Source organism: Paucibacter sp. M5-1, from assembly GCF_027498415.2.
In the GTDB taxonomy this organism is placed as follows: domain Bacteria; phylum Pseudomonadota; class Gammaproteobacteria; order Burkholderiales; family Burkholderiaceae_C; genus Roseateles_E.
In genome coordinates this window covers 4,668,414-4,691,761 of record NZ_JAPZLM020000001.1, presented here as the reverse complement: position 1 = coordinate 4,691,761, position 23,348 = coordinate 4,668,414, and the positions used below count along the sequence as shown (strand labels likewise).

General features: G+C 67.4%; 22 protein-coding genes. 12 read left to right on the top strand and 10 right to left on the bottom strand.

Annotated features, from left to right (window positions below; genetic code table 11):
* The first annotated feature begins 101 nt into the window (after positions 1-101).
* The 3 genes from O5M90_RS22325 to O5M90_RS22315 all read left to right on the top strand — a co-directional run bounded on the left by O5M90_RS22325 (position 102) and on the right by O5M90_RS22315 (position 2,861).
* Positions 102-818: a GNAT family N-acetyltransferase gene (locus O5M90_RS22325; RefSeq protein WP_262971329.1), complete on the top strand. Its 717-nt coding sequence runs from the start codon at positions 102-104 to the stop codon at positions 816-818.
* Between the two features lie 142 nt (positions 819-960).
* A complete protein-coding gene (locus O5M90_RS22320; protein ID WP_171018134.1) occupies positions 961-1,758 on the top strand; it encodes a DUF2726 domain-containing protein in 798 nt (265 codons plus the stop codon).
* Between the two features lie 62 nt (positions 1,759-1,820).
* A complete protein-coding gene (locus O5M90_RS22315; protein ID WP_269838017.1) occupies positions 1,821-2,861 on the top strand; it encodes a serine/threonine protein kinase in 1,041 nt (346 codons plus the stop codon).
* A 7-nt stretch (positions 2,862-2,868) separates the two neighbouring features.
* Here the strand turns inward: O5M90_RS22315 and htpG are convergent, their stop codons facing one another.
* From htpG to rsmI, 6 genes are all read right to left on the bottom strand, one after another.
* Positions 2,869-4,749: a molecular chaperone HtpG gene (gene htpG, locus O5M90_RS22310; RefSeq protein WP_269838371.1), complete on the bottom strand. Its 1,881-nt coding sequence runs from the start codon at positions 4,747-4,749 to the stop codon at positions 2,869-2,871.
* A gap of 89 nt (positions 4,750-4,838) precedes the next feature.
* Positions 4,839-5,150 (bottom strand): hypothetical protein, encoded by a 312-nt coding sequence (locus O5M90_RS22305; protein WP_137941458.1) that lies wholly within the window; start codon positions 5,148-5,150, stop codon positions 4,839-4,841.
* Positions 5,151-5,195: 45 nt separating this feature from the next.
* Positions 5,196-6,320 carry a 3-deoxy-7-phosphoheptulonate synthase gene (locus O5M90_RS22300; RefSeq protein ID WP_262971332.1) on the bottom strand — a complete coding sequence of 375 codons (1,125 nt, stop codon included), beginning with the start codon at positions 6,318-6,320 and terminating at the stop codon, positions 5,196-5,198.
* Positions 6,321-6,514: 194 nt separating this feature from the next.
* Positions 6,515-7,978, bottom strand: a complete 1,464-nt coding sequence (tldD, locus tag O5M90_RS22295; RefSeq protein ID WP_269838018.1) for a metalloprotease TldD — start codon at positions 7,976-7,978, stop codon at positions 6,515-6,517.
* A 40-nt stretch (positions 7,979-8,018) separates the two neighbouring features.
* Positions 8,019-9,386, bottom strand: coding sequence for a TAXI family TRAP transporter solute-binding subunit (locus O5M90_RS22290; protein WP_269838372.1), 1,368 nt, complete (start codon positions 9,384-9,386; stop codon positions 8,019-8,021).
* 21 nt (positions 9,387-9,407) lie between these two features.
* Positions 9,408-10,328: a 16S rRNA (cytidine(1402)-2'-O)-methyltransferase gene (gene rsmI / locus O5M90_RS22285; protein WP_269838019.1), complete on the bottom strand. Its 921-nt coding sequence runs from the start codon at positions 10,326-10,328 to the stop codon at positions 9,408-9,410.
* On the opposite strand from rsmI, the gene O5M90_RS22280 reads away from it, so the two are divergent.
* From O5M90_RS22280 to O5M90_RS22270, 3 genes are read left to right on the top strand one after another with little or no spacing between them, the layout of a single operon-like run.
* Positions 10,318-10,698 (top strand): YraN family protein, encoded by a 381-nt coding sequence (locus O5M90_RS22280; protein WP_137941455.1) that lies wholly within the window; start codon positions 10,318-10,320, stop codon positions 10,696-10,698. The genes rsmI and O5M90_RS22280 overlap by 11 nt on opposite strands.
* Positions 10,699-10,738: 40 nt before the next feature.
* Positions 10,739-11,311: an SIS domain-containing protein gene (locus tag O5M90_RS22275; protein WP_137941454.1), complete on the top strand. Its 573-nt coding sequence runs from the start codon at positions 10,739-10,741 to the stop codon at positions 11,309-11,311.
* A gap of 31 nt (positions 11,312-11,342) precedes the next feature.
* A complete protein-coding gene (locus O5M90_RS22270) occupies positions 11,343-11,990 on the top strand; it encodes a BON domain-containing protein (RefSeq protein ID WP_269838020.1) in 648 nt (215 codons plus the stop codon).
* A 14-nt stretch (positions 11,991-12,004) separates the two neighbouring features.
* On the opposite strand, the gene O5M90_RS22265 is transcribed toward O5M90_RS22270, so the two are convergent.
* From O5M90_RS22265 to O5M90_RS22255, 3 genes are read right to left on the bottom strand one after another with little or no spacing between them, the layout of a single operon-like run.
* Positions 12,005-12,904, bottom strand: a complete 900-nt coding sequence (locus O5M90_RS22265) for an NAD(P)-dependent oxidoreductase (protein WP_269838021.1) — start codon at positions 12,902-12,904, stop codon at positions 12,005-12,007.
* Between the two features lie 22 nt (positions 12,905-12,926).
* Complete coding sequence (locus O5M90_RS22260; protein ID WP_137941452.1) at positions 12,927-14,063, bottom strand: PilT/PilU family type 4a pilus ATPase; 1,137 nt, start codon at positions 14,061-14,063, stop codon at positions 12,927-12,929.
* A gap of 15 nt (positions 14,064-14,078) precedes the next feature.
* A complete protein-coding gene (locus O5M90_RS22255; RefSeq protein WP_137941451.1) occupies positions 14,079-15,122 on the bottom strand; it encodes a type IV pilus twitching motility protein PilT in 1,044 nt (347 codons plus the stop codon).
* Positions 15,123-15,148: 26 nt separating this feature from the next.
* On the opposite strand from O5M90_RS22255, the gene O5M90_RS22250 reads away from it, so the two are divergent.
* The 5 genes from O5M90_RS22250 to O5M90_RS22230 all read left to right on the top strand — a co-directional run bounded on the left by O5M90_RS22250 (position 15,149) and on the right by O5M90_RS22230 (position 19,967).
* Positions 15,149-15,847 carry a YggS family pyridoxal phosphate-dependent enzyme gene (locus tag O5M90_RS22250; RefSeq protein WP_269838022.1) on the top strand — a complete coding sequence of 233 codons (699 nt, stop codon included), beginning with the start codon at positions 15,149-15,151 and terminating at the stop codon, positions 15,845-15,847.
* Positions 15,848-15,910: 63 nt separating this feature from the next.
* Positions 15,911-16,603: a c-type cytochrome gene (locus O5M90_RS22245; protein WP_440402341.1), complete on the top strand. Its 693-nt coding sequence runs from the start codon at positions 15,911-15,913 to the stop codon at positions 16,601-16,603.
* Positions 16,600-17,859, top strand: a complete 1,260-nt coding sequence (locus tag O5M90_RS22240) for a cytochrome c (RefSeq protein WP_269838023.1) — start codon at positions 16,600-16,602, stop codon at positions 17,857-17,859. The genes O5M90_RS22245 and O5M90_RS22240 overlap by 4 nt, the downstream gene beginning before the upstream one ends.
* Positions 17,860-18,037: 178 nt before the next feature.
* Complete coding sequence (locus tag O5M90_RS22235; RefSeq protein ID WP_137941447.1) at positions 18,038-19,594, top strand: methyl-accepting chemotaxis protein; 1,557 nt, start codon at positions 18,038-18,040, stop codon at positions 19,592-19,594.
* A gap of 43 nt (positions 19,595-19,637) precedes the next feature.
* A complete protein-coding gene (locus tag O5M90_RS22230; RefSeq protein ID WP_137941446.1) occupies positions 19,638-19,967 on the top strand; it encodes a TonB family protein in 330 nt (109 codons plus the stop codon).
* A gap of 30 nt (positions 19,968-19,997) precedes the next feature.
* Here the strand turns inward: O5M90_RS22230 and O5M90_RS22225 are convergent, their stop codons facing one another.
* Positions 19,998-21,518, bottom strand: coding sequence for a BCCT family transporter (locus tag O5M90_RS22225; protein WP_269838024.1), 1,521 nt, complete (start codon positions 21,516-21,518; stop codon positions 19,998-20,000).
* A gap of 197 nt (positions 21,519-21,715) precedes the next feature.
* Between O5M90_RS22225 and O5M90_RS22220 the strand changes: the two genes are divergently transcribed.
* Complete coding sequence (locus O5M90_RS22220) at positions 21,716-23,335, top strand: methyl-accepting chemotaxis protein (protein ID WP_269838025.1); 1,620 nt, start codon at positions 21,716-21,718, stop codon at positions 23,333-23,335.
* The last annotated feature ends 13 nt before the right edge of the window (positions 23,336-23,348 follow it).

Below are 23,348 nucleotides of genomic sequence, written 5' to 3'. Positions count from 1 at the left end.
TGACCCCGCAATCAAACAAGCAACACAGCAATCACGCACAGACGCCGACGTCGGCCATGTAAAATCAGGGTTTTCACCAATCTCCTCACCAGACCAATGCCATGACCGCGCCAGAGACACCCAGCCCGACAGCCGCCGAGCCATCCCCAGCCTGGGGACCGGCGGCGGCCCTGCAGCGCTGGGCGTCCTGGGTGCCGATCCGCTCGCTGGCCCGCCGGCATCGGCGCCGCATCAAGGAGCATCTGTTGTCGCTGGACGCGCGCGACCGCTATCTGCGCTTCGGCTACCCCGCCTCGGACGAGCAAATTGCCAAGTACGCGATGGGCCTGAACTTCGACCGCGATGAGGTGCTGGGCATCTTCAACCGCCGGCTGGAGCTTGTGGCGATGGCGCATCTGGCTTACGAGCCATCGCCGCAACTGCCGGGCAAGCCGGCCATGGCAGAGTTCGGCGTCTCGGTGCTGGGCAAGGCGCGGGGTCGCGGCTTCGGCGCCCGGCTGTTCGAGCATGCGGCCCTGCACGCCCGCAATCGCGGCATCGACACCTTGTTCATCCATGCGCTGAGCGAGAACGTGCCCATGCTGCGCATCGCCCGCAATGCCGGCGCCAAGGTGGAGCGGGACGGCTCGGAGTCCGAAGCCTGGCTGCGCCTGCCGCCGGATACCGTGGCCTCCCATGTCGGCGAAGCCATCGAGCGCCATATGGCGGAACTGGACTTCCAGTTCAAGCGCCATGCCCGGGTCTTCGGCAACTTCATCGACGGCGTGGCCGAGATCAAGTCGCAGTTCGACGACGCCGGCAAGGCCGCCAAACAGTAACCCCCTCAATCACGGGACAACACCCGCGCCTACCCCGTTTCCGGGGGTAGGCCCGGGGTTGCTTGTCACAATATTCAGTTACATTCAGCTGAATAAGCGCTTGTTTAGAGGCGCATACCCACTCATCGAGATCACGAGGGACATGCAAACCACCGTTCCGTGGATCATCGCGCTGGTCTTTGCCTGCGGCTTTGTCGCGCTGGCCCTGCTGTGGGTCTGGCGCCGACCCAGCCAGGGCGCCAAGCCGCTGCCCAGCGAATGGGCCCTGAGCGCCCGCCCGGTCTTCAGCACCGATGAGCGGCGCGTCTACCGCCTGCTCAAGGAAGCCCTGCCTCACCACGTCATCCTGTCCAAGCTGCCGCTGGTGCGCTTTTGTCAGCCGACCGAGGCCAAGCAGGTGCGCTACTGGTTTGATCTGCTGGGTGCCACCCATGTGACGTTTGCGATCTGCAGCCCCAATGGCCGCGTGCTCGCGGCTGTGGACCTGGATGCCGAGCGCCATGCCTCCAGCCGCAGCCTGCAGATCAAGCAGTCGGTGCTGGGCGCCTGCCGGGTGCGCTATCTGCGCTGCCCGATCGACAACCTGCCCAGCGCGGCCGAGTTGCAGCTGCTGGTGCCCTTCAGCAGCAGCGCCTCGCGGGGTCCGCAGCCCGCACCGACACCGAACCTGGCGCCGGCACGCCCCAGTATCAGCAGCAAGACGCCGCGCCGCAGCAGCCGAGAGAACCTCTGGCAGGACTCGGCCGTGTTCCACGACTCCTTCTTTGCGCCCGACAGCCGCTACGACAGCGTCGCCGTGACCCGCAGCGAAACCCGGCCCGGCTTTCGCAACAGCCGCCCCTTCGGCGAGCCGCTGAGCGCCGACTCCCAGTATCCGGACGAGGCCCCGAATGACATCGTCGGCGTGGTGGTCGACACGCCCCGCTACGGTCACCGTTAAGCTCCGGCACCGGCCACTTCGCTGCGGCGCCTGCCTCCGGCTCGGCGCCGCAGCCGTTTTTAATGAGCACTGATCACGATTTCAGCTTTGGCGACCTGACGCCCGAGTTCATGCTGGATGCCCTCGACGCCGTCGGCCTCCATGGCGATGGCCGCATGCTGCAGCTGAACTCCTACGAGAACCGGGTGCTGCAGCTGCATCTAGAGGACGGCCGTGTTGCGGTTGCCAAGTTCTACCGACCCGGACGCTGGAGCGACGAACAGATCCTGGAGGAGCATGGCTTCGCGCAGGAGCTGGTCGACGCCGAAGTACCGGTGGCCGCGCCCTGGATGCTGGGCCAGGACGACGCGGCCAGCACGCTGAGCCATTACCGTGGCCAGCGCTTCGCGGTCACCGCACGCCAGGGCGGGCGCTGCCCGGAGCTGGAGGACCCCGAGGTGCTGACCTGGATAGGCCGGCTGCTCGGGCGCATCCATGGGGTCGGGCGGCGGCAGCCGTTCGCACACCGGCTGCGCTGGGACAGTGCTCAACCCGGCCTGATCGCGCGCGACTGGCTGTTGGCGCATGACAGCGTGCCGGTGGAAATCCAGCCGGCCTGGAGCGCCGTCGTGCAGCAATGCCTGGACGCGATCCAGCAGGCCTTTGACGCGATTCCTGGTCTGAAGACGCTGCGCCTGCATGGCGATTGCCATCCCGGCAACATCCTGTGGACACCCGACAAGGGGCCGCACTTCGTTGATCTGGACGATGCGGTGACCGGCCCGGCCGTTCAGGACCTGTGGATGCTGCTGTCCGGCGATGCCCTGAGCATGCGCCAGCAGCTGGCCTGCGTGCTTGAGGGCTATGAGACGGTGGCCGAATTCGACCGCCGCGAGCTGGCCCTGATCGAGCCGCTGCGCACCCTGCGGATGATCCACCACAGCGCCTGGCTGGCCCGGCGCTGGGGCGACCCGGCCTTCCCGCAGGCCTTCCCCTGGTTCGGCACACCGAACTATTGGAACGACCAGGTCGCCAAACTGCGTGAGCAACTGGAGGCGATGGACACAGCCCCGCCTGTACCCAACGTGCCCCCAGAAGACGACTACGTCTTCTGGGATGCATGAAGGCTGATCAGCCGAGCAGCATCGCGTTGACCCGCTTCACATAGGCGGCCGGATCTTCCAGATGGCCGCCCTCGGCCAGCACCGCCTGATCGAAGATGACGTGGGCCAGGTCGTCGAAATGCACGCTGCTGTCCAGCTTCCTGACCAACGCGTGATCGGCGTTGATCTCCAGGGTCGGCAGCGAGCTCGGCGCGGCCTGGCCGGCCTGCTTCAGCAGGCGCGCCAGATGGCCGCTCATATCGCCTTCCTCGACGACGATGCAGGCCGGCGAATCGACCAGGCGGGTGCTGATGCGCACATCCTTGGCACGGTCCTTCAGCGAGGCCTTCAGGCGGTCCAGCAACGGCTTGTTGGCCTCGGCGGCTTCCTCGGCCTTCTTCTTCTCGTCTTCGTCCTGCAGCTTGCCCAGATCGATCGCGCCCTTGGCCACCGACTGCAGCGGCTTGCCCTCGAACTCATACAGATGCGAGAGCATCCACTCGTCGACGCGGTCGACCAGCAGCAGCACCTCGATGCCCTTCTTGCGGAAGATCTCCAGCTGAGGGCTGTTCTTGGCGGCCTGCAGTGAATCGGCGGTGATGTAGTAGATCGCGTCCTGGCCTTCCTTGGCGCGGCTCAGGTAGTCAGCCAGCGACACGCCCTCGTCGGCATGGGTGGACGCAAAGCGCAGCAGCTTGGCCAGGCGCTCCTGATTCTGATGGTCCTCGCCGACGCCTTCCTTCAGCACCGAGCCGAAGTCCTTCCAGAAGTCCGCGTACTTGGCCTTCTCGGCCGCGTCCTCGCTGTCGGCCAGCGCCTCCAGCATCGAGAGCACGCGCTTGGTCGAGCCTTCGCGGATCGCCTTCACGTCACGGCTCTCCTGCAGCAGCTCGCGCGAGACGTTCAGCGGCAGATCGGCCGAGTCGATCACGCCCTTGACGAAGCGCAGATAGACCGGCATCAGCGCCTCGGCATCGTCCATGATGAAGACGCGCTTGACATAGAGCTTGACGCCGCCGCGCTTGTCGCGGTTCCACAGATCGAAGGGTGCCTTCTTCGGGATGTAGAGCAGCTGGGTGTACTCGCTGCGGCCCTCGACGCGGTTGTGCGTGTAGGCCAGCGGTGCTTCCTGGTCGTAGCTGATCTGCTTGTAGAACTCCTCGTACTGCTCTTGGGTGACCTCGCTCTTGCTGCGCGCCCACAGCGCCGAAGCCTTGTTGACCGGCTCCCAGGCCTCGGTCAGGACCTGCTCGCTCTTCTCGGCGTCCCACTCCTCCTTGCGCATCAGGATGGGCAGCGAGATATGGTCGCTGTACTTGCTGATGATGGACTTGAGGCGCCAGGTCTTCAGGAACTCTTCCTCGCCCTCACGCAGATGCAGGATCACATCGGTGCCGCGACCGGTCTTGCTGATGGTCTCGACCTCATAGTCACCGGTGCCTTCCGAGCTCCAGCGCACGCCCTCTTCCGGCTTCAGGCCGGCGCGGCGAGTCTCGACCGTGATGCGGTCGGCGACGATGAAGCCGGAGTAGAAGCCGACACCGAACTGGCCGATCAGGTTGGCGTCCTTCCTTTGGTCGCCTTCCAGCTTGGCCATGAACTCGCGCGTGCCGCTCTTCGCGATGGTGCCCAGGTGCGCAATCGCTTCGTCGGCACTCATGCCGATGCCGTTATCGCTGATGGTGACGGTCTTGGCCGCCTCGTCGAAGCTGACGCGCACTTCCAGATTGGGCGTGTCCTCGAACAGCTCGGCCTTGTCCAGGGCCTCGAAGCGCAGCTTGTCGCAGGCATCCGAGGCGTTGGACACCAGCTCGCGCAGGAAGATTTCCTTGTTGGAGTACAGCGAATGGGTGACGAGGTGCAGGATCTGCTTGACCTCGGCCTGGAAGGAATGGGTTTGCTTTTCCATCATGGCTTGTCGATATCGGTAAGAGAAAACGGCAAGAGCGCCGACAGCGCCCCGCATCTGGGGACGCCGTGGCGCTCTTTCAAGAGGCTTCAGTAAGACAAGCTCAGCTTCGGGATGTCGACCCGCAGCAGCGCCTTGCTCAGCGCGCCGCTGGCCGCGCGGGCATAGTCCAGCGCAAACGCGGCATCCTCGAAGGCCTCCGGGCCGACGGCGGCGGCCACGCCGAGGATCTTGTCGGCAATCAAGACCTTGCCGGCGCCCCGCATCGGCTCGCAGCCGTTCTTGACGAACTGCTCGTCCAGCCAGAGGCGGGCGGCCTCGAAGGACAGGACCTCGCTGGCGTCGACCACCAGATTGATTTCCTGGTCCGGGCCGAACACGATCTTGACTTCGCTGCGCATCGCTTGCTCCTTGTGACTGAGCCGATTTTCGCTCAGCCGCATGAACTACTTGCGACTCGCCTTGACCGCAGCGCTCAGGACCTCCAGCACCTCCAGCGAATCGTCCCAGCCCAGGCAGGCATCGGTGATGCTCTTGCCGTACTCCAGCTTGGACGGATCGTCCTTGCCGGGGCTGAACTTCTGGGCACCGTCGTGCAGATGGCTCTCGACCATCACCCCGAAGATCTGCTGGCTGCCCGCACCCATCTGCGCCGCGATATCGCGCGCCACATCGAGCTGGCGCTTGTGCTGCTTGCTGCTGTTGGCATGCGAGCAATCGATCATCAAGGTGTCGTCCAGCTTGGCGGCCAGCAGGTCCTTGGCGGCGGCGGCCACATGCTCGGCGTCGTAGTTGGGCGTCTTGCCGCCACGCAGGATCACATGGCAGTCCTTGTTGCCCTTGGTCTCGACGATGGCCACCTGGCCGTTCTTGTGCACCGACAGGAAATGGTGCGGCCGGGCCGCCGCCTGGATCGCATCGGTGGCGATCTTGATATTGCCGTCGGTGCCGTTCTTGAAGCCGATCGGCGCGGACAGGCCCGAGGCCAGCTCGCGGTGCACCTGGCTCTCGGTGGTGCGTGCGCCGATCGCGCCCCAGGAAATCAGGTCGCCGATGTACTGCGGCGAGATCACGTCGAGGAACTCGCTGCCGGCCGGCATGCCCAGGCGGTTGATCTCCAGCAGCAGCTGGCGGGCGATGCGCAGGCCCTCGTCGATGCGGTAGCTCTCGTCCAGATAGGGGTCGTTGATCAGGCCCTTCCAGCCCACCGTGGTGCGCGGCTTCTCGAAGTAGACCCGCATCACGATCTCCAGCGTGTCGGCGTACTTCTCGCGCTGCGCCAGCAGCCGGCGCGCGTACTCGACCGCAGCGGCCGGGTCATGGATAGAGCAGGGGCCGATGATGACCAGCAGGCGGTCATCCTTGCGCTGCATGATCTTGCGGATATTGGCGCGGGTGCCGCTGATCAGCTGCTCCATCGGCGTGCCCGAGATCGGGAAGAAACGGATCAGATGCTCGGGCGGCGGCAGCGGCGTGACATCGCGGATGCGCTGGTCATCGGTCTCGCTGGTCTTGTCCTGGGGCGAGTACCAGCGCTCGGCCTGATGCTGGGAGGTCGTCTTGGCGTTCATTGGGCTTGGCTCTTTCCGTTGCTGATCCATGGGACGAAAAAAAACCGCCTGGGCTGAGCCCGGCGGTTTTTAGAGATTCGCTGCGCCTGACTTGCTTATGCGCTTGCCTCTCCTCCGCCGGTGCGGTGCGAGAACCAAAAGAAAGCAAAGAAATAGGACTTCGGCGAATACATGGGGACCGAATGTAGCACGGCTTAGGCCGTGCCGCCGACGGTCAGCCCGTCGATGCGCAGCGTCGGCTGGCCCACGCCCACCGGCACGCTCTGGCCTTCCTTGCCGCAGACGCCGACGCCGGTGTCCAGCTTCATGTCATTGCCTATCATCGTCACCCGGGTCAGGGCATCGGGGCCGTTGCCGATGATGGTCGCGCCCTTGACCGGGTACTGGATCTTGCCGTTCTCGACCCAGAAGGCTTCGCTAGCCGAGAAGACAAACTTGCCGGATGTGATATCCACCTGGCCACCACCGAAGTTGGTCGCGTACAAGCCCTTCTTGATGCTGGCGATGATCTCCTGCGGGTCCTTGTCGCCGCCCAGCATATAAGTGTTGGTCATGCGCGGCATCGGCACATGGGCATAGCTCTCGCGCCGGCCGTTGCCTGTCGGCGCGACCTTCATCAGGCGGGCATTCATCGCGTCCTGGATATAGCCCTTCAGGATGCCGTCCTCGATCAGCACATTGCGCTGCGAGGCGCAGCCCTCGTCGTCGACATTCAGCGAGCCGCGGCGATCCGGGATGGTGCCGTCGTCCAGCACCGTCACGCCCTTGGCGGCGACGCGCTGGCCGATGCGGCCGGCAAAGACGCTGGAGCCCTTGCGGTTGAAGTCGCCTTCCAGCCCATGGCCGACGGCCTCGTGCAAGAGCACGCCGGGCCAGCCCGAGCCCAGCACCACGGTCATCTCGCCGGCCGGTGCCGGGCGCGACTCCAGATTGGTCAGCGCCGCCGTGACGGCCTGTTCGACATAGCTGGCGATCATCGCGTCGGTGAAGTACGCCAGGCCGAAGCGCCCGCCGCCACCGCCGCTGCCCACCTCGCGCCGGCCATTGCTCTCGGCGATCACCGTGATGGACAGCCGCACCAGCGGCCGCACATCGGCCGCCAGCGTGCCATCGGCCCGCGCGATCAGCACCACCTCATGCTCGGCCGCCAGGCCGGCCATCACCTGGGCCACGCGCGGATCCTTGGCGCGCGCCATCTTCTCGGCGCGCTCCAGCAAGGCCACCTTTTCGATGCTGTCCAGGCTGGCGATCGGGTCGGCATCGCCGTAGAGCGAGCGGCTGCCCGACACCAGCGGCGAGGACGGCACCTTGACCTTCTTGCTCTGCCCGGCCGCAGCAATCGTGCGCACCGTGCGGGCCGCGTCCATCAGCGCCGCTTCGGAAATATCGTCGGAGTAGGCAAACGCCGTTTTCTCGCCGGCCACCGCCCGCACGCCCACGCCCTGATCGATGCTGAAGGAGCCGCTCTTGACGATGCCCTCCTCCAGGCTCCAGCCCTCGGCGCGGGTGGTCTGGAAATAGAGATCGGCGTCATCGACGCGATGCTCGGTGATCAGACGCAAGGCCTTGGCCAGATCCAGCTCGCTGAGGCCGTAGGGCTCCAGCAACTGGCTGCGGGCCGCCACCAGGCGGGCAAGAGTGGGTTCGCGGGAGATCATGAGCGGCATTGTAGGAGCGAGCGGCCGAGCGCCACCGCCCTCAGCGGCGCAGACCCTTGCGCACCAGATGGATATGGTTGCGCAGCGCGTAGAGCTCGTCGGTGTAGGACAGCGGCACGACGATCTTGCCGACCTTCTCCTCCAGGCTGTCGAGCTCCTGCAGCAGTGTGGGCGCGGCGGCTGGGTCGGCCTCCGCACGCGCCTCGATCTCGCGCAGCTCGCCATACCAGCGGAACACCCGCGAACGGATGCGGAAGGCATAGAGCGGCGGCACCACGCGCGACAGCGGCAGCAACAGCGCGATCAGGACACCCATCACCAGCCACATGCGCTCCACCAGATTGGCGAGCCAGAAGGGCAGATAGCGCTGCAGCAGCGGCGCCGGCTCGTTGATCGCGCGCTCGCCCTCCTTCGCGATCGGCAGCTCGCTGTGGCGCGTGTTCGGATACTCGCGCGCCCGGTTGAACCAGCCAGCCCCGCCGTGAATGGTCTGGGCGTTCTGCGCGAACAGCTGCAGCAGCGCCGGGTGCGTGCCCTCGCGCGCCAGCAGCGAGGTGGTCGAGGCCACCAGACGCACATCGTCGGACGGGATGTCGGCGGCCAGATCGACCACGCCGCGCGGCAGGATCTCGGGCGTCAGAAAGGGAAAGCGGCGCGCATAGGCCTCGCTCTGCGCAAAGTCCATCAACCGCACGCCGGGCGTCTGCAGCAGCATCTGCACCATCAGCGACTCGGGCGCCGAGGCGAACACCAGCGCATCGAGCTCGCCGTTGAGAAAGGCCACGGTGGCCGGCGTCTGCGCCAGATGGGAGAGTCGCACCGTGGACGGCTCCAGCTTGTTGAGCGCCAGCAGCTTGTTCACCAGGCTGGGCACGCCGCTGCCCTCGGTGCCGACATTGACGCGCAGGCCCTGCAGCTGCGCCAGGCTGCTGAGCCGCGCCTCGCTGGCGATGGCGGCCTTCGCCGCCTTGCCGCCGCCCGCGCCGGCCGCCACCTTGCGGGCGGTGTCAGCGCGGTAGAACAGCCAGACCGGCTCGACGAACAGGCTGCCCAGCGAGAGCAGTTCCTCGCCCTGCTGCTGCATCACGCCCGGCTCGGCCGTGCCGCCCTGCACAAAGCCCAGATCGGCCCGGCCCTCGCGCAGCAGCTGCAGATTGGCCGCCGAGCCCTCGCTGGGCAGCAGCACGACCGTGATGCCATCGGCCGCCAGCGCCTTGGCATAGCGCTTGCCGAACTCCTCGTAAGCGCTCTGTGCCGGGCCGGTGGCCAAGGTGACGCGCTTGGGCGGGTTGGGATTCAGCCACCCATAGGCCAGCACCAGCAGGGCCACGGCGAGGAGGGCGAAGGGCCCGGCCGACAGCAGCAGCACGCGCAGCGACAGCAGCGCACCGCGCAGCGCCTGAGGCATCTGGCGAACCGGCGTCTTCACTCAGTCCTCGCGGGCCTTCTTGATCGCCAGCGCCGCCTCATAGAGCCGGTTGCGCGAGGCGCCGCTCAGGTCCGAGGCCAGCGCCACCGCCTGCTTCAAGGGCAGCTCGGCCAGCAGCAGGCTCAGCGCACGCAGGGCTTCCGCAGGGATGTCGCCCTCGGCCGCGGCCTTGGCCGGCAGCGCGTGCAGCACCAGCACGAACTCGCCGCGCTCGCGCTGCGCGTCGGCCGCCAGCCAGGCCGGCAGCGCGGCGGCGGCGTCGGTGTGCACGGTCTCGAACTGCTTGGTCAGCTCGCGGCAGACGGTGACCTGCTGCTCGGGGCAGAGTTCGGCCAACAGCTCGATCAGCGCCTTGATGCGATGCGGCGCCTCGAACAGCACCTGGCTGCGTGGGCTGCCGGTCAGCGCCTGCAGCGCCGTGCGGCGCTCCATCGCCTTGGTCGGCAGGAAGCCGGCGAACTCGAAGCCCTGCGCCGCCGCATCACCGGCCACGCTCAGCGCCGTCACGGTGCTGCTGGCACCGGGCACCGGAAAGACGCGCAGCCCCGCAGCGGCTACGGCCGCGACCAGCACCGCGCCGGGGTCGGAGATGGCCGGCGTGCCGGCGTCGGAGATGTAGGCGATGCGCTCGCCGGCCTGCAGCCGGGCGATCAGCGCCGCGCTGCCCTGATGCTCGTTGTGCTGGTGCAGTGCGATCAGCGGCTTGTGCAGGCCCAGATGGCGCAAGAGGCCGGCGCTGACCCGCGTATCCTCGCAGGCCACCGCGTCGACCAGGCTCAGCACATGGGCGGCGCGGAATGTCAGGTCCGCCAGATTGCCGATCGGCGTGGCCACCACATAGAGCGTGGCTGCGGGATACTGCTGGCCACCGGCCGCTGCGGCGGCCGCCTGCAGCAGCAGGGAGGCATCGATGTTCGACAAAAAGGGCTCTCCCAAGAAAAGCGGGGACGCTGCCGAAGACCGGGCGCTGCAGCATCTGCAGCAGCAGGGCCTGCGGCTGCTGGAACGCAATTATCGGGTCGCCGGCGGACCCAGCGCCCGGGCCGGCGAGGTGGACCTGATTCTGCGTGATCGCGACGGCACCCTGGTCTTTGTCGAGGTGCGTGCCCGGGCCGGCTTCTCGCATGGCGGCGCGGCCGCCAGCGTCACCCCCACCAAGCAGCGCCGCCTGATCTATGCGGCGCGCCGCTATCTGATGCGCTATGCCTCGCCGCCGCCCTGCCGCTTCGATGTGGTCGCGCTGGACGGCGAGGCCATCGAATGGCTGCAGGCCGCCTTCGATGCGGGCTAGCTTCGGGCCTAGCGTTTTCCCTGGCTTATGATCCGCGCCAATGCTTGAACAACGGATCCAACAACAATTCTTCGAGAGCGCCGACCTGCAGTATCAGGTGGCCGAGAGCCTGTCGCGGCCGCTGGCCGCCGCAGCGCAGATGCTGGTGGACGGCATCACCGCCGGCGGCCGGGTGCTGTGCTGCGGGCTCGGGCTCTCGGATCTGGACGCCCGCTATATGGCCGCGCTGCTGGTCGGTCGCTTCGAGCAGGAGCGCCCCGGCCTCGCGGCCTGGAGCCTGGACGCGCTGAGCCGCCAGGTCGATGCCACGGCCGCACTGACCCGCCAGATCCAGGCCCTGGGCCACCCCGGTGACCTGCTGCTGATGTTCGAGGCGCAGAGCGCCACCCGCGCCACCCATGGCGCCTTGCTGGACGCCGCCCATGCGCAGGAGATGAGCGTGATCGCGCTGACCAGCAATCTGGACGAAGACCTGCGCGGTGCCCTGCTCGATACCGATGTGCAGATCCGCGTGCCGCACAGCCGCGCCGCGCGCGTCGCCGAGGCGCATCGTCTGCTGTCGCATTGCCTGTGCGATGCGGTGGACCTGCAATTGCTGGGTGCCGGCGAGTGAGCCGCGCCCGAACCCTAGCCACTGGAAAGCCATGATGCCGTTCTTGCCGAAATCTCTATCGCTGGCGCGCCGCGCCGTCCTGCTCAGCACCCTGGGCGCGGCCCTGCTGAGCAGCGCCTGCGCGCCGCTGATACTGGGCGGCGCGATGGTGGGCGGCGTGATGATGAGCACCGACCGCCGCACCTCGGGCACGCAGATCGAAGACCAGGGCATCGAGCTGAAGGCCGGCGCCCGGCTGCGCGAGCAGTTCGGCGAGCGCGCGCACATCAATGTCAACAGCTACAACCGCATCGCGCTGCTGACCGGCGAGGCGCCGACCGAGGCCGACCGCGAGGCGGCCGAGCGCCTGGTGGCCCAGGTCGAGAACGTCAGCCGGGTGCTCAATGAGATCGGCGTCGCCGGCAAGAGCTCGTTGACCAGCCGTTCCAACGATGTGCTGATCGCGAGCAAGGTCAAGGCCAGCCTGGTCGATGCCCGCGACCTGATCTCCAACGCCTTCTACGTCGTGGTCGAGCGCGGCACCGTCTACATCATGGGCCGTGTCACCGAGCGCGAAGCCACCCGCGCCGCCGAGATCGCACGGGGCGTCAGCGGCGTGCAGAAGGTGGTGCGCGCGGTCGAGCTGATCAGCGAAGAGGAACTCGCACGCATCACGCCCAAGCCGGCGCCGACGAAGTAGGCGCCGAGCCTGCCTTACTTCAGCCGCTTGATCAGGCTGGAGGTGTCCCAGCGATTCCCGCCCAGGGTTTGGACATCGGCATAGAACTGGTCCACCAAGGCCGTCACCGGCAGCTTGGCGCCATTGCGGCGGGCCTCGTCGAGCACCAGGCCCAGGTCCTTGCGCATCCAGTCGACCGCAAAACCGAAGTCGAACTTGTCGTCCACCATGGTCTTGCCGCGGTTGTCCATCTGCCAGCTCTGGGCCGCGCCCTTGCCGATCACGTCCAGCACCTGCTTCATGTCCAGGCCGGCCTTCTGGCCGAAGGCAATCGCTTCCGACAGGCCCTGCACCAGGCCGGCGATGCAGATCTGGTTGACCATCTTGGCCAGCTGACCGGCACCCGAGGCGCCGACCAGGGTCACGGCCTTCGCAAAAGCCAGGGCCACAGGCTGGATGCTCGCGAACGGCGCGGCATCGCCGCCGCACATCACCGTCAGCGCGCCGTTGACGGCGCCCGCCTGACCGCCCGAAACCGGCGCGTCGACGAACTGCAGGCCGGCGGCCAGCGCCGCGGCAAAGAGCTCGCGCGCCACCTCGGCCGAGGCCGTCGTGTGGTCGACAAAGATTGCACCAGGCTTCATGCCCGCCAATGCGCCAGCCTCGCCCAGCACGACCGAGCGCAAGTCATCATCATTGCCGACGCAGGCGAACACGATGTCGGCACCGGCCGCCGCCGCTGCCGGGGTTGCAGCGGCCTTGCCGCCGTATTCCTGGGCCCAGGCCTGGGCCTTGGCGGCCGTGCGGTTGTAGACCGTCACGGCATGGCCGGCGCGGGCCAGATGGCCGGCCATGGGATAGCCCATGACGCCAAGGCCGAGAAACGCCACTTGGCGCGGCGGGATGGGTTCGTAGGTTCGGGTGGGTGCGTTCATGCACCCAACTCTAAACGATGGCTCAGACGATGGTCAGATGCTCGGTGCCGGACGACAGATCGCCGGAGCGGGCCCGCTCGCTATTGAGCTTGATCTGCAGGCGCAGATCGTTGACCGAGTCGGCATTGCGCAGCGCGTCTTCGTAGGTGACCTTGTTGGCCTCGTAGAGATCGAACAGCGCCTGGTCGAAGGTCTGCATGCCCTGTTCGCGCGAGCGTTTCATGATTTCCTTGATCTCGCCGACCTCGCCCTTGAAGATCAGGTCCGACACCAGCGGCGTATTCAAGAGGATCTCGACCGCCGCGATCCGGCCCTTACCCTCCTGGCGCGGCAGCAGGCGCTGCGAGACCAGCGCGCGCAGATTCAGCGACAGATCCATCAGCAGCTGGCTGCGCCGCTCCTCGGGGAAGAAGTTGATGATGCGGTCCAGCGCCTGGTTGGCGCTGTTGGCATGCAGGGTGGCCATGCACAGATGGCCGGTCTCGGCGAAGGCCACCGCGTGTTCCATGGTCTCGCGGTCGCGCAGCTCGCCCATCAGGATCACATCGGGCGCCTGGCGCAGCGAGTTCTTCAGCGCCGATTCCCAGCTGTCGGTGTCGATGCCGACCTCGCGCTGGGTCACGATGCAGTTCTTGTGCGGGTGGACGAACTCGACCGGATCCTCGATCGTGATGATGTGGCCGAAGGTGCTCTCGTTGCGGTGGTCGACCATGGCCGCCAGCGAGGTGCTCTTGCCCGAGCCGGTGGCGCCGACCACGATGACCAGGCCGCGCTTGGCCAGCACCACATCATTGAGGATGGCGGGCAGCTCCAGCGAGGCAATCGTCGGCAGCGTGGCCGGAATCGTCCGCAGGACCAGGCCCACATGGCCCTGCTGCAAAAAGGCGTTGGCGCGGAAGCGGCCAACGCCCGCCGGCGAGATCGCGAAATTGCATTCCTTGTTGCGCTCGAACTCGGCCGCCTGCTTGTCGTTCATGATGGAACGGGCCAGCTGCAAGGTGTGCTGGCCGGTCAGCGGCTGCGGCGAGACCTTGGTGACCTTGCCGTCGACCTTGATGGCCGGCGGGAAGTCTGCGGTCAGGAACAGATCGGAACCCTTGCGCGAGATCATCAGGCGCAAGAGGTCGTTGATGAATTTCGAGGCCTGGTCGCGTTCCATGAAGGGGATCCTTGATCAACCAGGGAAATTTTCGGGGAACTTGGCCTTTGATCGGGCTTCCATCGGCGAGATGATGTTGCGCCGGACCAGATCGGTCAGGTTCTGGTCCAGGGTCTGCATGCCCTGCTGGTTGCCGGTCTGGATCGCCGAGTACATCTGCGCGACCTTGTTCTCGCGGATCAGATTGCGGATCGCCGAGGTGCCCAGCATGATCTCGTGCGCGGCGACGCGACCGGTGCCGTCCTTGAGCTTGCACAGGCTTTGCGAGATCACCGCGACCAGCGATTCCGACACCATGGCCCGCACCATCTCCTTCTCGGCCGCCGGGAACACGTCGACGATACGGTCGACGGTCTTGGCCGCCGACGAGGTGTGCAGCGTGCCGAACACCAGGTGGCCCGTCTCGGCCGCGGTCAGCGCCAGCCTGATGGTCTCCAGATCGCGCATTTCGCCGACCAGCACGCAGTCCGGATCCTCGCGCAGCGCCGAGCGCAGCGCGTTCGCGAAGCTCAGTGTGTGCGGGCCGACCTCGCGCTGGTTGACCAGGCTCTTCTTCGACTCGTGGACAAACTCGATCGGGTCCTCGATGGTCAGGATGTGGCCGTACTCGTTTTCGTTCAGGTGGTTGACCATGGCGGCCAGGGTGGTCGACTTGCCCGAGCCGGTCGGGCCTGTCACCAGCACCAGGCCGCGCGGCTTCAGCGCCAGCTCGGCAAAGACCTTGGGCGCGTTAAGCTGCTCCAGCGACAGGATCTTGGACGGAATGGTCCGGAACACGGCGCCGGCGCCGCGGTTCTGGTTGAAGGCATTGACGCGAAAGCGCGCCAGACCCTGGATCTCGAAGGAGAAGTCGACCTCCAGCGTCTCCTCGTAGGCCTTGCGCTGCGAGTCGTTCATGATGTCGTACACCATGTCGTGCACCTGGCGGTGCTCGAGTGCCTCGACATTGATGCGGCGCACATCGCCGTGGACCCGGATCATCGGCGGCAAACCGGCCGAGAGATGCAAGTCGGAGGCCTTGTTCTTGACCGAGAATGCCAGCAGTTGGGTGATGTCCATAAACGAGCGAATTAGCGTGGGCCATTATGGCGACGATCTCCGAGAACTTACAACAGCTGCAAGAGCGCATTGAAACGGCCTGTGAGGCCGCCGGTCGGCCCGTGCAAAGTGTCACGCTGCTGACGGTCAGCAAGACGTTTTCTGGCGACGCGGTGCGCGAGGCCTTCGCGGCCGGCGCGCGCCGCTTCGGCGAGAACTATGTGCAGGAGGGGCTGGACAAGATCGCCGAGCTGAGCGATCTCCGTGCGCAGATCGAGTGGCATCTGATCGGCCCCTTGCAAAGCAACAAGACCCGGCCGGTGGCCGAGGCCTTCGACTGGGTGCACAGCGTCGACCGGCTCAAGACCGCGCAGCGCCTGTCGGACCAGCGCCCCGCCGAGATGGCGCCGCTGCAGATCTGCCTGCAGGTCAATATCAGCGGCGAGGCCAGCAAGAGCGGCGTGGCGCCGGACGAGTTGCCGACCCTGGCTCATGCCGTGGCGGCGCTGCCACGCTTGCGCCTGCGCGGCCTGATGGCCATTCCCGAGCCCGCCTCCGACCAGCAGGCCCAGCGCGCGCCGCACCGCGCGCTGGCGGGCCTGCTGGCCGCGCTCAACCGGCAAGGCCTGGCCCTGGACACCTTGTCGATGGGCATGAGCGCCGACCTGGAGGCCGCGATTGCCGAGGGCGCCAGCATCGTGCGCGTGGGCACGGCCATCTTCGGCGGCCGCACCGCCGCCATCTGATCGGGTGGTTTGTCCCGCATCTGATCCTTCTCAAGGCGGCCGCCAGCCGGCAGCATCAGGCCCATGTTTGCCCTGCCCTCAAGACTCCTCCTGACCCTGATGCTGGTCGCCGGCGCGGCTGTCGCGGCGCCGGCCGTCGAAGACAGCATCGCCCAGCGCGCCCAGGCCTGCACCCTGTGCCACGGCAAGCAGGGCCGCGCCGCCGCCGACGGCTACCACCCGCGCCTGGCCGGCAAGCCACAGGGCTATCTCTACAAGCAGCTGCTCAATTTCCGCGATGGTCGGCGCGACTACGGCCTGATGAGCGATCTGATCGCCCCGCTGTCGGACGCCTATCTGCTGGAGCTGGCCGGCCATTTCGCCCAGCTCGAACTGCCCTATCCGGCGCCGCAGGCCCCAAGCGTGGACGCGGCCACGCTGGCACGCGGCCGTGCGCTGGTGCTGCAGGGCGATCCGCTGCGCAAGCTGCCGGCCTGCGTGCAATGCCATGGCGAGAAGCTGAGCGGCGTCCAGCCCTTCATCCCCGGCCTGCTGGGCCTGCCGCGCGACTACCTGAACGGCCAGCTGGGCGCCTGGCGCAGCGGCCAGCGCCGCGCGGTCGCACCCGACTGCATGGGCCATATCGCCAAGCAGCTCCAGGTCGAGGAGATCAATGCCGTCTCGCAATGGCTGGCGGCCCAGCCCATGCCGCCCGGCAGCAAGCCCGCCGCTGCCCTGCCCGCGCCGCTGCCGATGGCCTGCGGAGGCCTGCAATGAGGCGCCGCCACATTGCGGCCGGAGCACTGACCACGCTGCTGCTGCTCGCGGCAGCCCTGGTCTACGGGCTGAACCATCTGGACGAGGGCGGACCCGCCGCCGGGCCGCCCGCGATCACGCCGGCCCTGGTCGAACGCGGCGCCTATCTGGCCCGTGCCGGCAACTGCATGGGCTGCCATACCGCGCGTGGCGGCCAGCCCTATGCCGGCGGCCGCGCGATACCGACCCCGTTCGGCGCGGTCTTCTCATCGAACCTGACCCCCGATGCCGCCACCGGCCTCGGCTCCTGGAGCGCCGAGCAGTTCTGGGCCGCGCTCCATAACGGCCGCGGCCGCGATGGTCGCCTGCTGACACCGGCCTTCCCCTACACCAACTACGCGCTGGTGACCCGCGCCGACAGCGACGCGCTCTACGCCTATCTGCAAAGCCTGAGCCCGGTCGCTCAGCCCCCTCGGGCTCACGAGCTGCGCTTTCCCTACAACACCCAGGCGGCGCTGGCGGTCTGGCGCGCGCTGTACTTCCGCCCGGCCGTGTTCACGCCCGAGCCCACGCGCAGCGCCGAGTGGAACCGCGGCGCCTATCTGGTCGAGGGTCTGGGCCACTGCAATGCCTGCCACGCGCCGCGCAACAGCCTGGGTGCACTCACCGACGCCCGGGACATGAGCGGCGGGGCGCTGCGCGAGCTGGGCTGGTACGCGCCCTCGCTGCAGGACCCGGCCGAGGCCGGGGTGGCCGGCTGGAACAGCGCCGAGCTGCGCGACTGGCTCAAGCACGGCCGCAACGAGCGTGCCAGCGCGCTGGGCCCGATGAGCGAGGTGATACTGGGCAGCACCCAGCATCTGGATGAGGCCGATCTGCGCGCGATGGGCGCTTATCTGCAAGCCCTGCCGCCCCAGGGCAAGACCCGACCCCGGCCTCCGAAGCCCGATCCGGCCCTGCGTGAGCTGGGCGCCAAGCTCTACGAACAGCACTGCGCCAGCTGCCATGGCGAGCAGGGCCGCGGCGTGGCCGGCATCTATCCGGCCCTGGCGGGCAACCGCACGGTGACGATGGGGACTAGCGACAACCTGCTGCGCGTGATGCTGCGCGGCGGCTATGCGCCGGCCACCGCCGGCAACCCGCGCCCCTTCGGCATGCCGCCCTTTGCCGGCGTGCTGAGTGATCGCGAACTGGCGGCCATCGCCAGTCATCTGCGCAGCAGCTGGGGCCATCAGGCCGGCGATGTGACCCCGCTGGACGTGCTGCGCGTCAAATGAGCCACAAGACCTGACCCCATGAAAACCCTTGGTTTCGAGGTGTAACTGCGGCCTTTGTCACGACCTTGCACGGAGCTGACAAGACACCCCCTCAATTGAGGGTCATTGGCACCGATAGTCCGGCCACGCCACGTACCGCGCGGCGTCCAAACCAATGACCTAATCGAGGGATCTTCCGATGAAGTTTCTGTCACAGCTGCGCATCAGCCAGCGCCTGGCGGTGAGCTATGCCCTGCTGGTGCTGCTCATGATCGCCATCGGCAGCTTCGGCGCCGGCAACGCCAACCGCCTGGCCCAGGACCTGGACAGCACGGCCAACACCAGCCTGGTCAAGATCGCCAGCGCCAACGCGCTGGAGAGCAATGTCAACATCATTGCCCGCGCCGCCCGCGACCTGATCCTGCTGGACGAGGCGCGCCAGATCAAGCGCCAGAACGCGGCCATCGACGCCGCCGTGCTCGACACCGAGAAGCAGCTCGGCAGCCTGGGCCAAGGCGACGATGCCAAGGAGAAGGAGCTGATCGCCCAGGTGCGCGAGCGCGAGGCCAAGTTCATGGCCTCGGTGGCCAAGTTCCGCAAGGTGGCCGAAGCCGGCAATCCGGATGAATCGCGCGAGAGCCTGATCACCGATGTGCGCCCGACCCAGCAGGCCTACCAGGACGGGCTCAAGAGCCTGATCGATCTGCAGTTCGAGAACGCCCGCAACCTGGCCGTGTCCGGCGGCGAACTGGCACGTTCGTCGATCCTGATCACCGCGCTGCTGGTCGCGGTGGCGGCCGCGATCGGCCTGGGTGGCGGCTGGGCGATCGCCCGCTCCATCGTGCTGCCGGCCCGCAAGGCCCAGCAGGCCGCCCAGGCGATCAGCGCCGGCGACCTGACGCAGACCATTGTGGTCGACAGCAAGGACGAGCTCGGCGAGATGCTGCTGGCGATGCGCGAGATGCAGTCGGCCTTGTCGGGCGTGGTGCAGAGCGTCAGTTCGGCCGCCGGCGAGGTGGCGCACAGCTCGGGCGTGATCGCCGGCAGCAATATCGACCTGTCCGACCGCACCGCGCGCTCGGCCGCCAGCCTGCAGAACACCGCCGCCTCGGTCGAGCAGATCGCGTCCAACCTGAACGGTGCCAGCGAGCTGACCCGCAAGGCCTCCGGCATCGCCGCCAAGGCGCGCCAGTCGGCCTCGGCCGGCGGCAGCGTGGTGGCCAAGGTGGTGTCGACGATGGAAGAGATCAGCGCCAGCTCGAAGAAGATCGGCGACATCATCGGCGTGATCGACGGCATCGCCTTCCAGACCAATATTCTGGCGCTGAACGCGGCCGTCGAAGCGGCCCGCGCCGGCGAGCACGGCCGCGGCTTCGCGGTGGTGGCCAGCGAGGTGCGCTCGCTGGCCCAGCGCAGCGCCACCGCCGCCAAGGAGATCAAGGTGCTGATCCAGGAGTCGTCCGTCAAGGTCGAGAACGGCACCAAGCTGGTCGACAACGCCGGCGTGACGATCCGCTCGGTGGTCGACGAGGTCAACAATATGGGCCAGCTGATCGAGGAGATCTCGCACTCGGCCCAGGAGCAGGCCGCCGGCGTCGGTGTCGTCAACAACGCGATGAGCGAGCTGGATCGCACGACGCAGCAGAACACCACCCTGGTCGACGAGCTCAGCCGCTCCACCGACGAACTCAAACAGAGCTCGACCCGGCTGCTCGACGCGGTCGGCTTCTTCCGCGCCGAGCCGGTCGCCGCCTGATTTCTTTCCCCCTTTCCTCTCCCCTTTGTTTCAAGAGGTTCCCATGAGCAAACTCTCCACCCTCGCCCAAGTCCTCGCCGCCAGCGCCCTGCTGATCGGCATCGCCGCCCAGGCCGCCGCGCCGAAGATCATCAAGAAGGTGCCGCCCGAGTTCCCGCGCGAAGCGGCCCAGCAATCGATCACCAGCGGCGTGATCAAGGCCAAGATGTCGATCGACGGTGAGGGCAAGGTCACCGAGGTGGCCATCGTCGAGGCCGAGCCGCGCCGCGTGTTTGATCGCGCCGTGACCCGCGCACTGATGGACTGGCGCTTCGAGGCCAGCGGCGAAAAGCAGACCCACGAGGTCAAGCTGGTGTTCCGCAACGAAGAGTGAGGAAGACCGGGCGCTGACGGGCCCTGGCCCTCAGCGCTCGCCGGCCAGCTCGCGCATCTTCTTGCGCAAGGCGCGCTCGCGCCTTTGCTCGTCCAGCCAGTCCTCGCGCAGACCGCGCCACAGCGAGGCCGCCATCAACACGATGACAATGGTGAAGGGCAGGGCAAACACGATGGTGGCCGTCTGCACCGCCTTGACGCCACCGGCCAGCAGCAGACTGATCGCGATGCTCGACACCAGCAGGCCCCAGATCACCTTGACGCGCCGGCTCGGGTTGGCATTGCCGCCGCTGCTCATGATGCCCAGCACCAGCACCGCCGAGTCGCCCGAGGTGACGAAGAACACCAGCACCAGCAGGGTCGCCACGCCCGACATCAGCCCGCCCAGCGGCAGCGCATCGAACATCGCGAACAAGGCGGTCGACACGTCGGCCTTGACCGCCTCCGACAGCGGTATGCCCTGCCAGACCTCCAGATGCAGCGCCGTGCCACCGAAGACCGAGAACCAGATAAAGGCGGCCAGGCTCGGCGCCAGCACGGTGCCGACGATGAACTCGCGCACCGTGCGGCCCTTGGAAACCCTCGCGATGAAAAGGCCGACAAAGGGCGACCAGGAGATCCACCAGGCCCAGTAGAAGATGGTCCAGCCGCCGACCCATTCGCTGGCGCGGAACGGCGTCATGCGCAGACTCATGCGCACGAACTCGCTGAGATAACTGCCCAGCGTGTTGGTGAAGGTGTCGATGATGGTGACGGTCGGACCCAGCACGAAGATGGCCAGGGCCAGCAGGGCGGCGACGATCAGGTTCAGCGAGGACAGCCATTTGATGCCGCGCGCGACGCCGGTCACCGCCGAGGCTATGAAGAGCGCGGTGGTCACGACGATGATGCCCACCTGCGAGGCTGTGCCGATCGGCAGACCGAACACCGCCTGCAGTCCGCTATTGATCTGCAGCGCGCCTATGCCCAGCGAGGCCGCGACGCCAAAGGCGGTGGCGATCACCGCCAGCACGTTGAAGACGCCGGCCAGACGCTGCACCGGCCGCCACGGCAGGGCCTGCAGCGAGGTGCTGATCAAGGCCGCGCCGCCCCGGCGGAACTGGAAGAAGGCGATCGCCAGCGCCACGATGCTGTAGACAGCCCAGGGGTGCAGACCCCAGTGGAAGAAGCTGTAGCGCATCGCCGCATTGGCGGCCTCCGGCGTGCCGGCGGCGATACCCGGCGGCGGCGCGCCGAAATGCGAGATCGGCTCGGCCACGCCCCAGAACACCAGGCCGATGCCCATGCCGGCAGCGAAGAGCATCGCAAACCAGGCCCCCAGCGAGAACTCGGGCTCCTCATCTTCGGCACCCAGCTTGAGGCTGCCATAGCGGCTGAAAGCCAGCAGCCCCGCCAGCAGCACCAGACCCAGCACCACCCACAGATAGAGCCAGCCGAAGTTGCGGGTGATCAGGGTCAGGACTTGCTCGAACACCGCGCCCAGTTGCCCCGGTGCCAGCAGGCCCCAGACCACGATGACCAGGATGACCCCGGCCGAGACAATCAACTGCATCTTGCCCTCCCATTCTTTGGCGCAGGCGCAGCACCATAGCAGGCCGGGCCATGCCGCAAGGTCGCCTGAAATGAGTTTGCCAATTCGCGCCGACAGCCGCTATGCTCGACCCGCCCGACCTAGCGGACTTCAGAGCTGCGGCGGGCCGCCATCAAGCCATCGCCACTTCCGAGTGGCGCGAGCCATCAGGGGGTGTCATGCGAAACAACGGGCCTGTGACCCAGCGCGAGTATCCGTTCCCACGCGGTGAGACGCTGGTTTCCACGACGGACTTGCAGGGGCGCATCGTCTACTGCAACGCCGCCTTTGTGACGGTCAGCGGCTATGAGCACCAGGAGATCCTGGGCCAGCCGCACAATATGATCCGCCATCCGGACATGCCGCCCGAGGCCTTCCGGGATCTGTGGGAGACCATACAGAGCGGCCAGCCCTGGTCGGCCATGGTGAAGAACCGGCGCAAGGACGGCGACCACTACTGGGTGCAGGCCAATGTCACCCCCATCATGGACGAGCGCGGCCAGCCCAGCGGCTTCATGTCGGTGCGCACCGAGCCGGATCGCCAGGCCATCGAGGCCGCCGAGGCGCTGTATGCCCGCATGCGCGAACAGGGCGAGAACGGGCCTTTGCGTCTGCGCCAGGGCCAGTTGTTCAATCTCTCGCTGGGCGGGCGGCTGCGCGAGGCGCTGCGCCTGAGCCTGGGCACCCGCATGAGCCTGACGGTGCTGCTGGTCGGGCTGGCGGGCCTGGGCCTGGGCCTGTGGCTCAGCGGCTCCGGCATGGCCTGGGCCGGCGCGCTGGCCATCGCGGTGCTGGCCCTGCTGGGCGGCTGGTATCTGCGCGGCGCGGCGCTGGCGCCTATCGAGGCCCTGGTCGGCTTCGCCAACCGCATCGCCGCCGGCGACCTGACCCAGCAGATCAAGAGCGGCCGACGCGACGAGATCGGCCGCGTCACCGCCGCGCTGGCCCAGCTCAACGTCAACCTGATGTCCATCGTGCGCGACGCCCGCGTCGGCGTGATGCAGATGCGCCAGAGCACGCAGGCGATCTCGGCCGGCAATCAGGACCTGTCGGGCCGCACCGAGTCGCAGGCCAGCAATCTGCAGCAGACCGCCTCGTCGATGGAGCAGATCACCGCCACCGTCCATGCCAGCACCGAGATGGCGGCCACCGCCGCGACCCGCGCCGACGCGGCCCGCCAGGTTAGCCAGCGCAGCGCGGCGGCGGTGCAGGCGGTCTCGACGACGATGGACAGCATCGCCCAGTCGTCGGCCCGCATCGCCGACATCATCCAGGTGGTCGACAGCATCGCCTTCCAGACCAATATCCTGGCGCTCAATGCCGCGGTCGAAGCGGCCCGTGCCGGCGAGCAGGGGCGCGGCTTCGCGGTGGTCGCCGCCGAGGTGCGCACCTTGTCGCAACGCACCACCGAGGCCGCCAAGGAAGTGCGCGGTCTGATCCAGGCCTCCAGCGAGCGGGTCGCCGAGGGCGGCACCCAGGTGCTGAACGCCGGCCGCGCGATGGGCGAGGTGCAGCAATCGGTCGAGGAAGTGCACGGTCTGATCACCCGCATCAGCCAGGGCATGAACGAGCAGCGTCAGGGCATGGACCAGATCAATGCGGCCGTGGCCCAGCTCGACAGCCTGACCCAGCAGAACGCTGCGCTGGTCGAGCAGGTCTCGGCCTCGGCCCTGGGCCTGAATGACAAGGCCCAGGAAGTCGCGAACTCCGTCAGCGTGTTCCGCCTGCAAGGCCAGGCGGGGCAGGCCTTGCCGGATGCGGTGGCGCTGCGCAAGGCGGCCAAGGCCGCAAAGGCCTGAGCGGCGGCGGCGT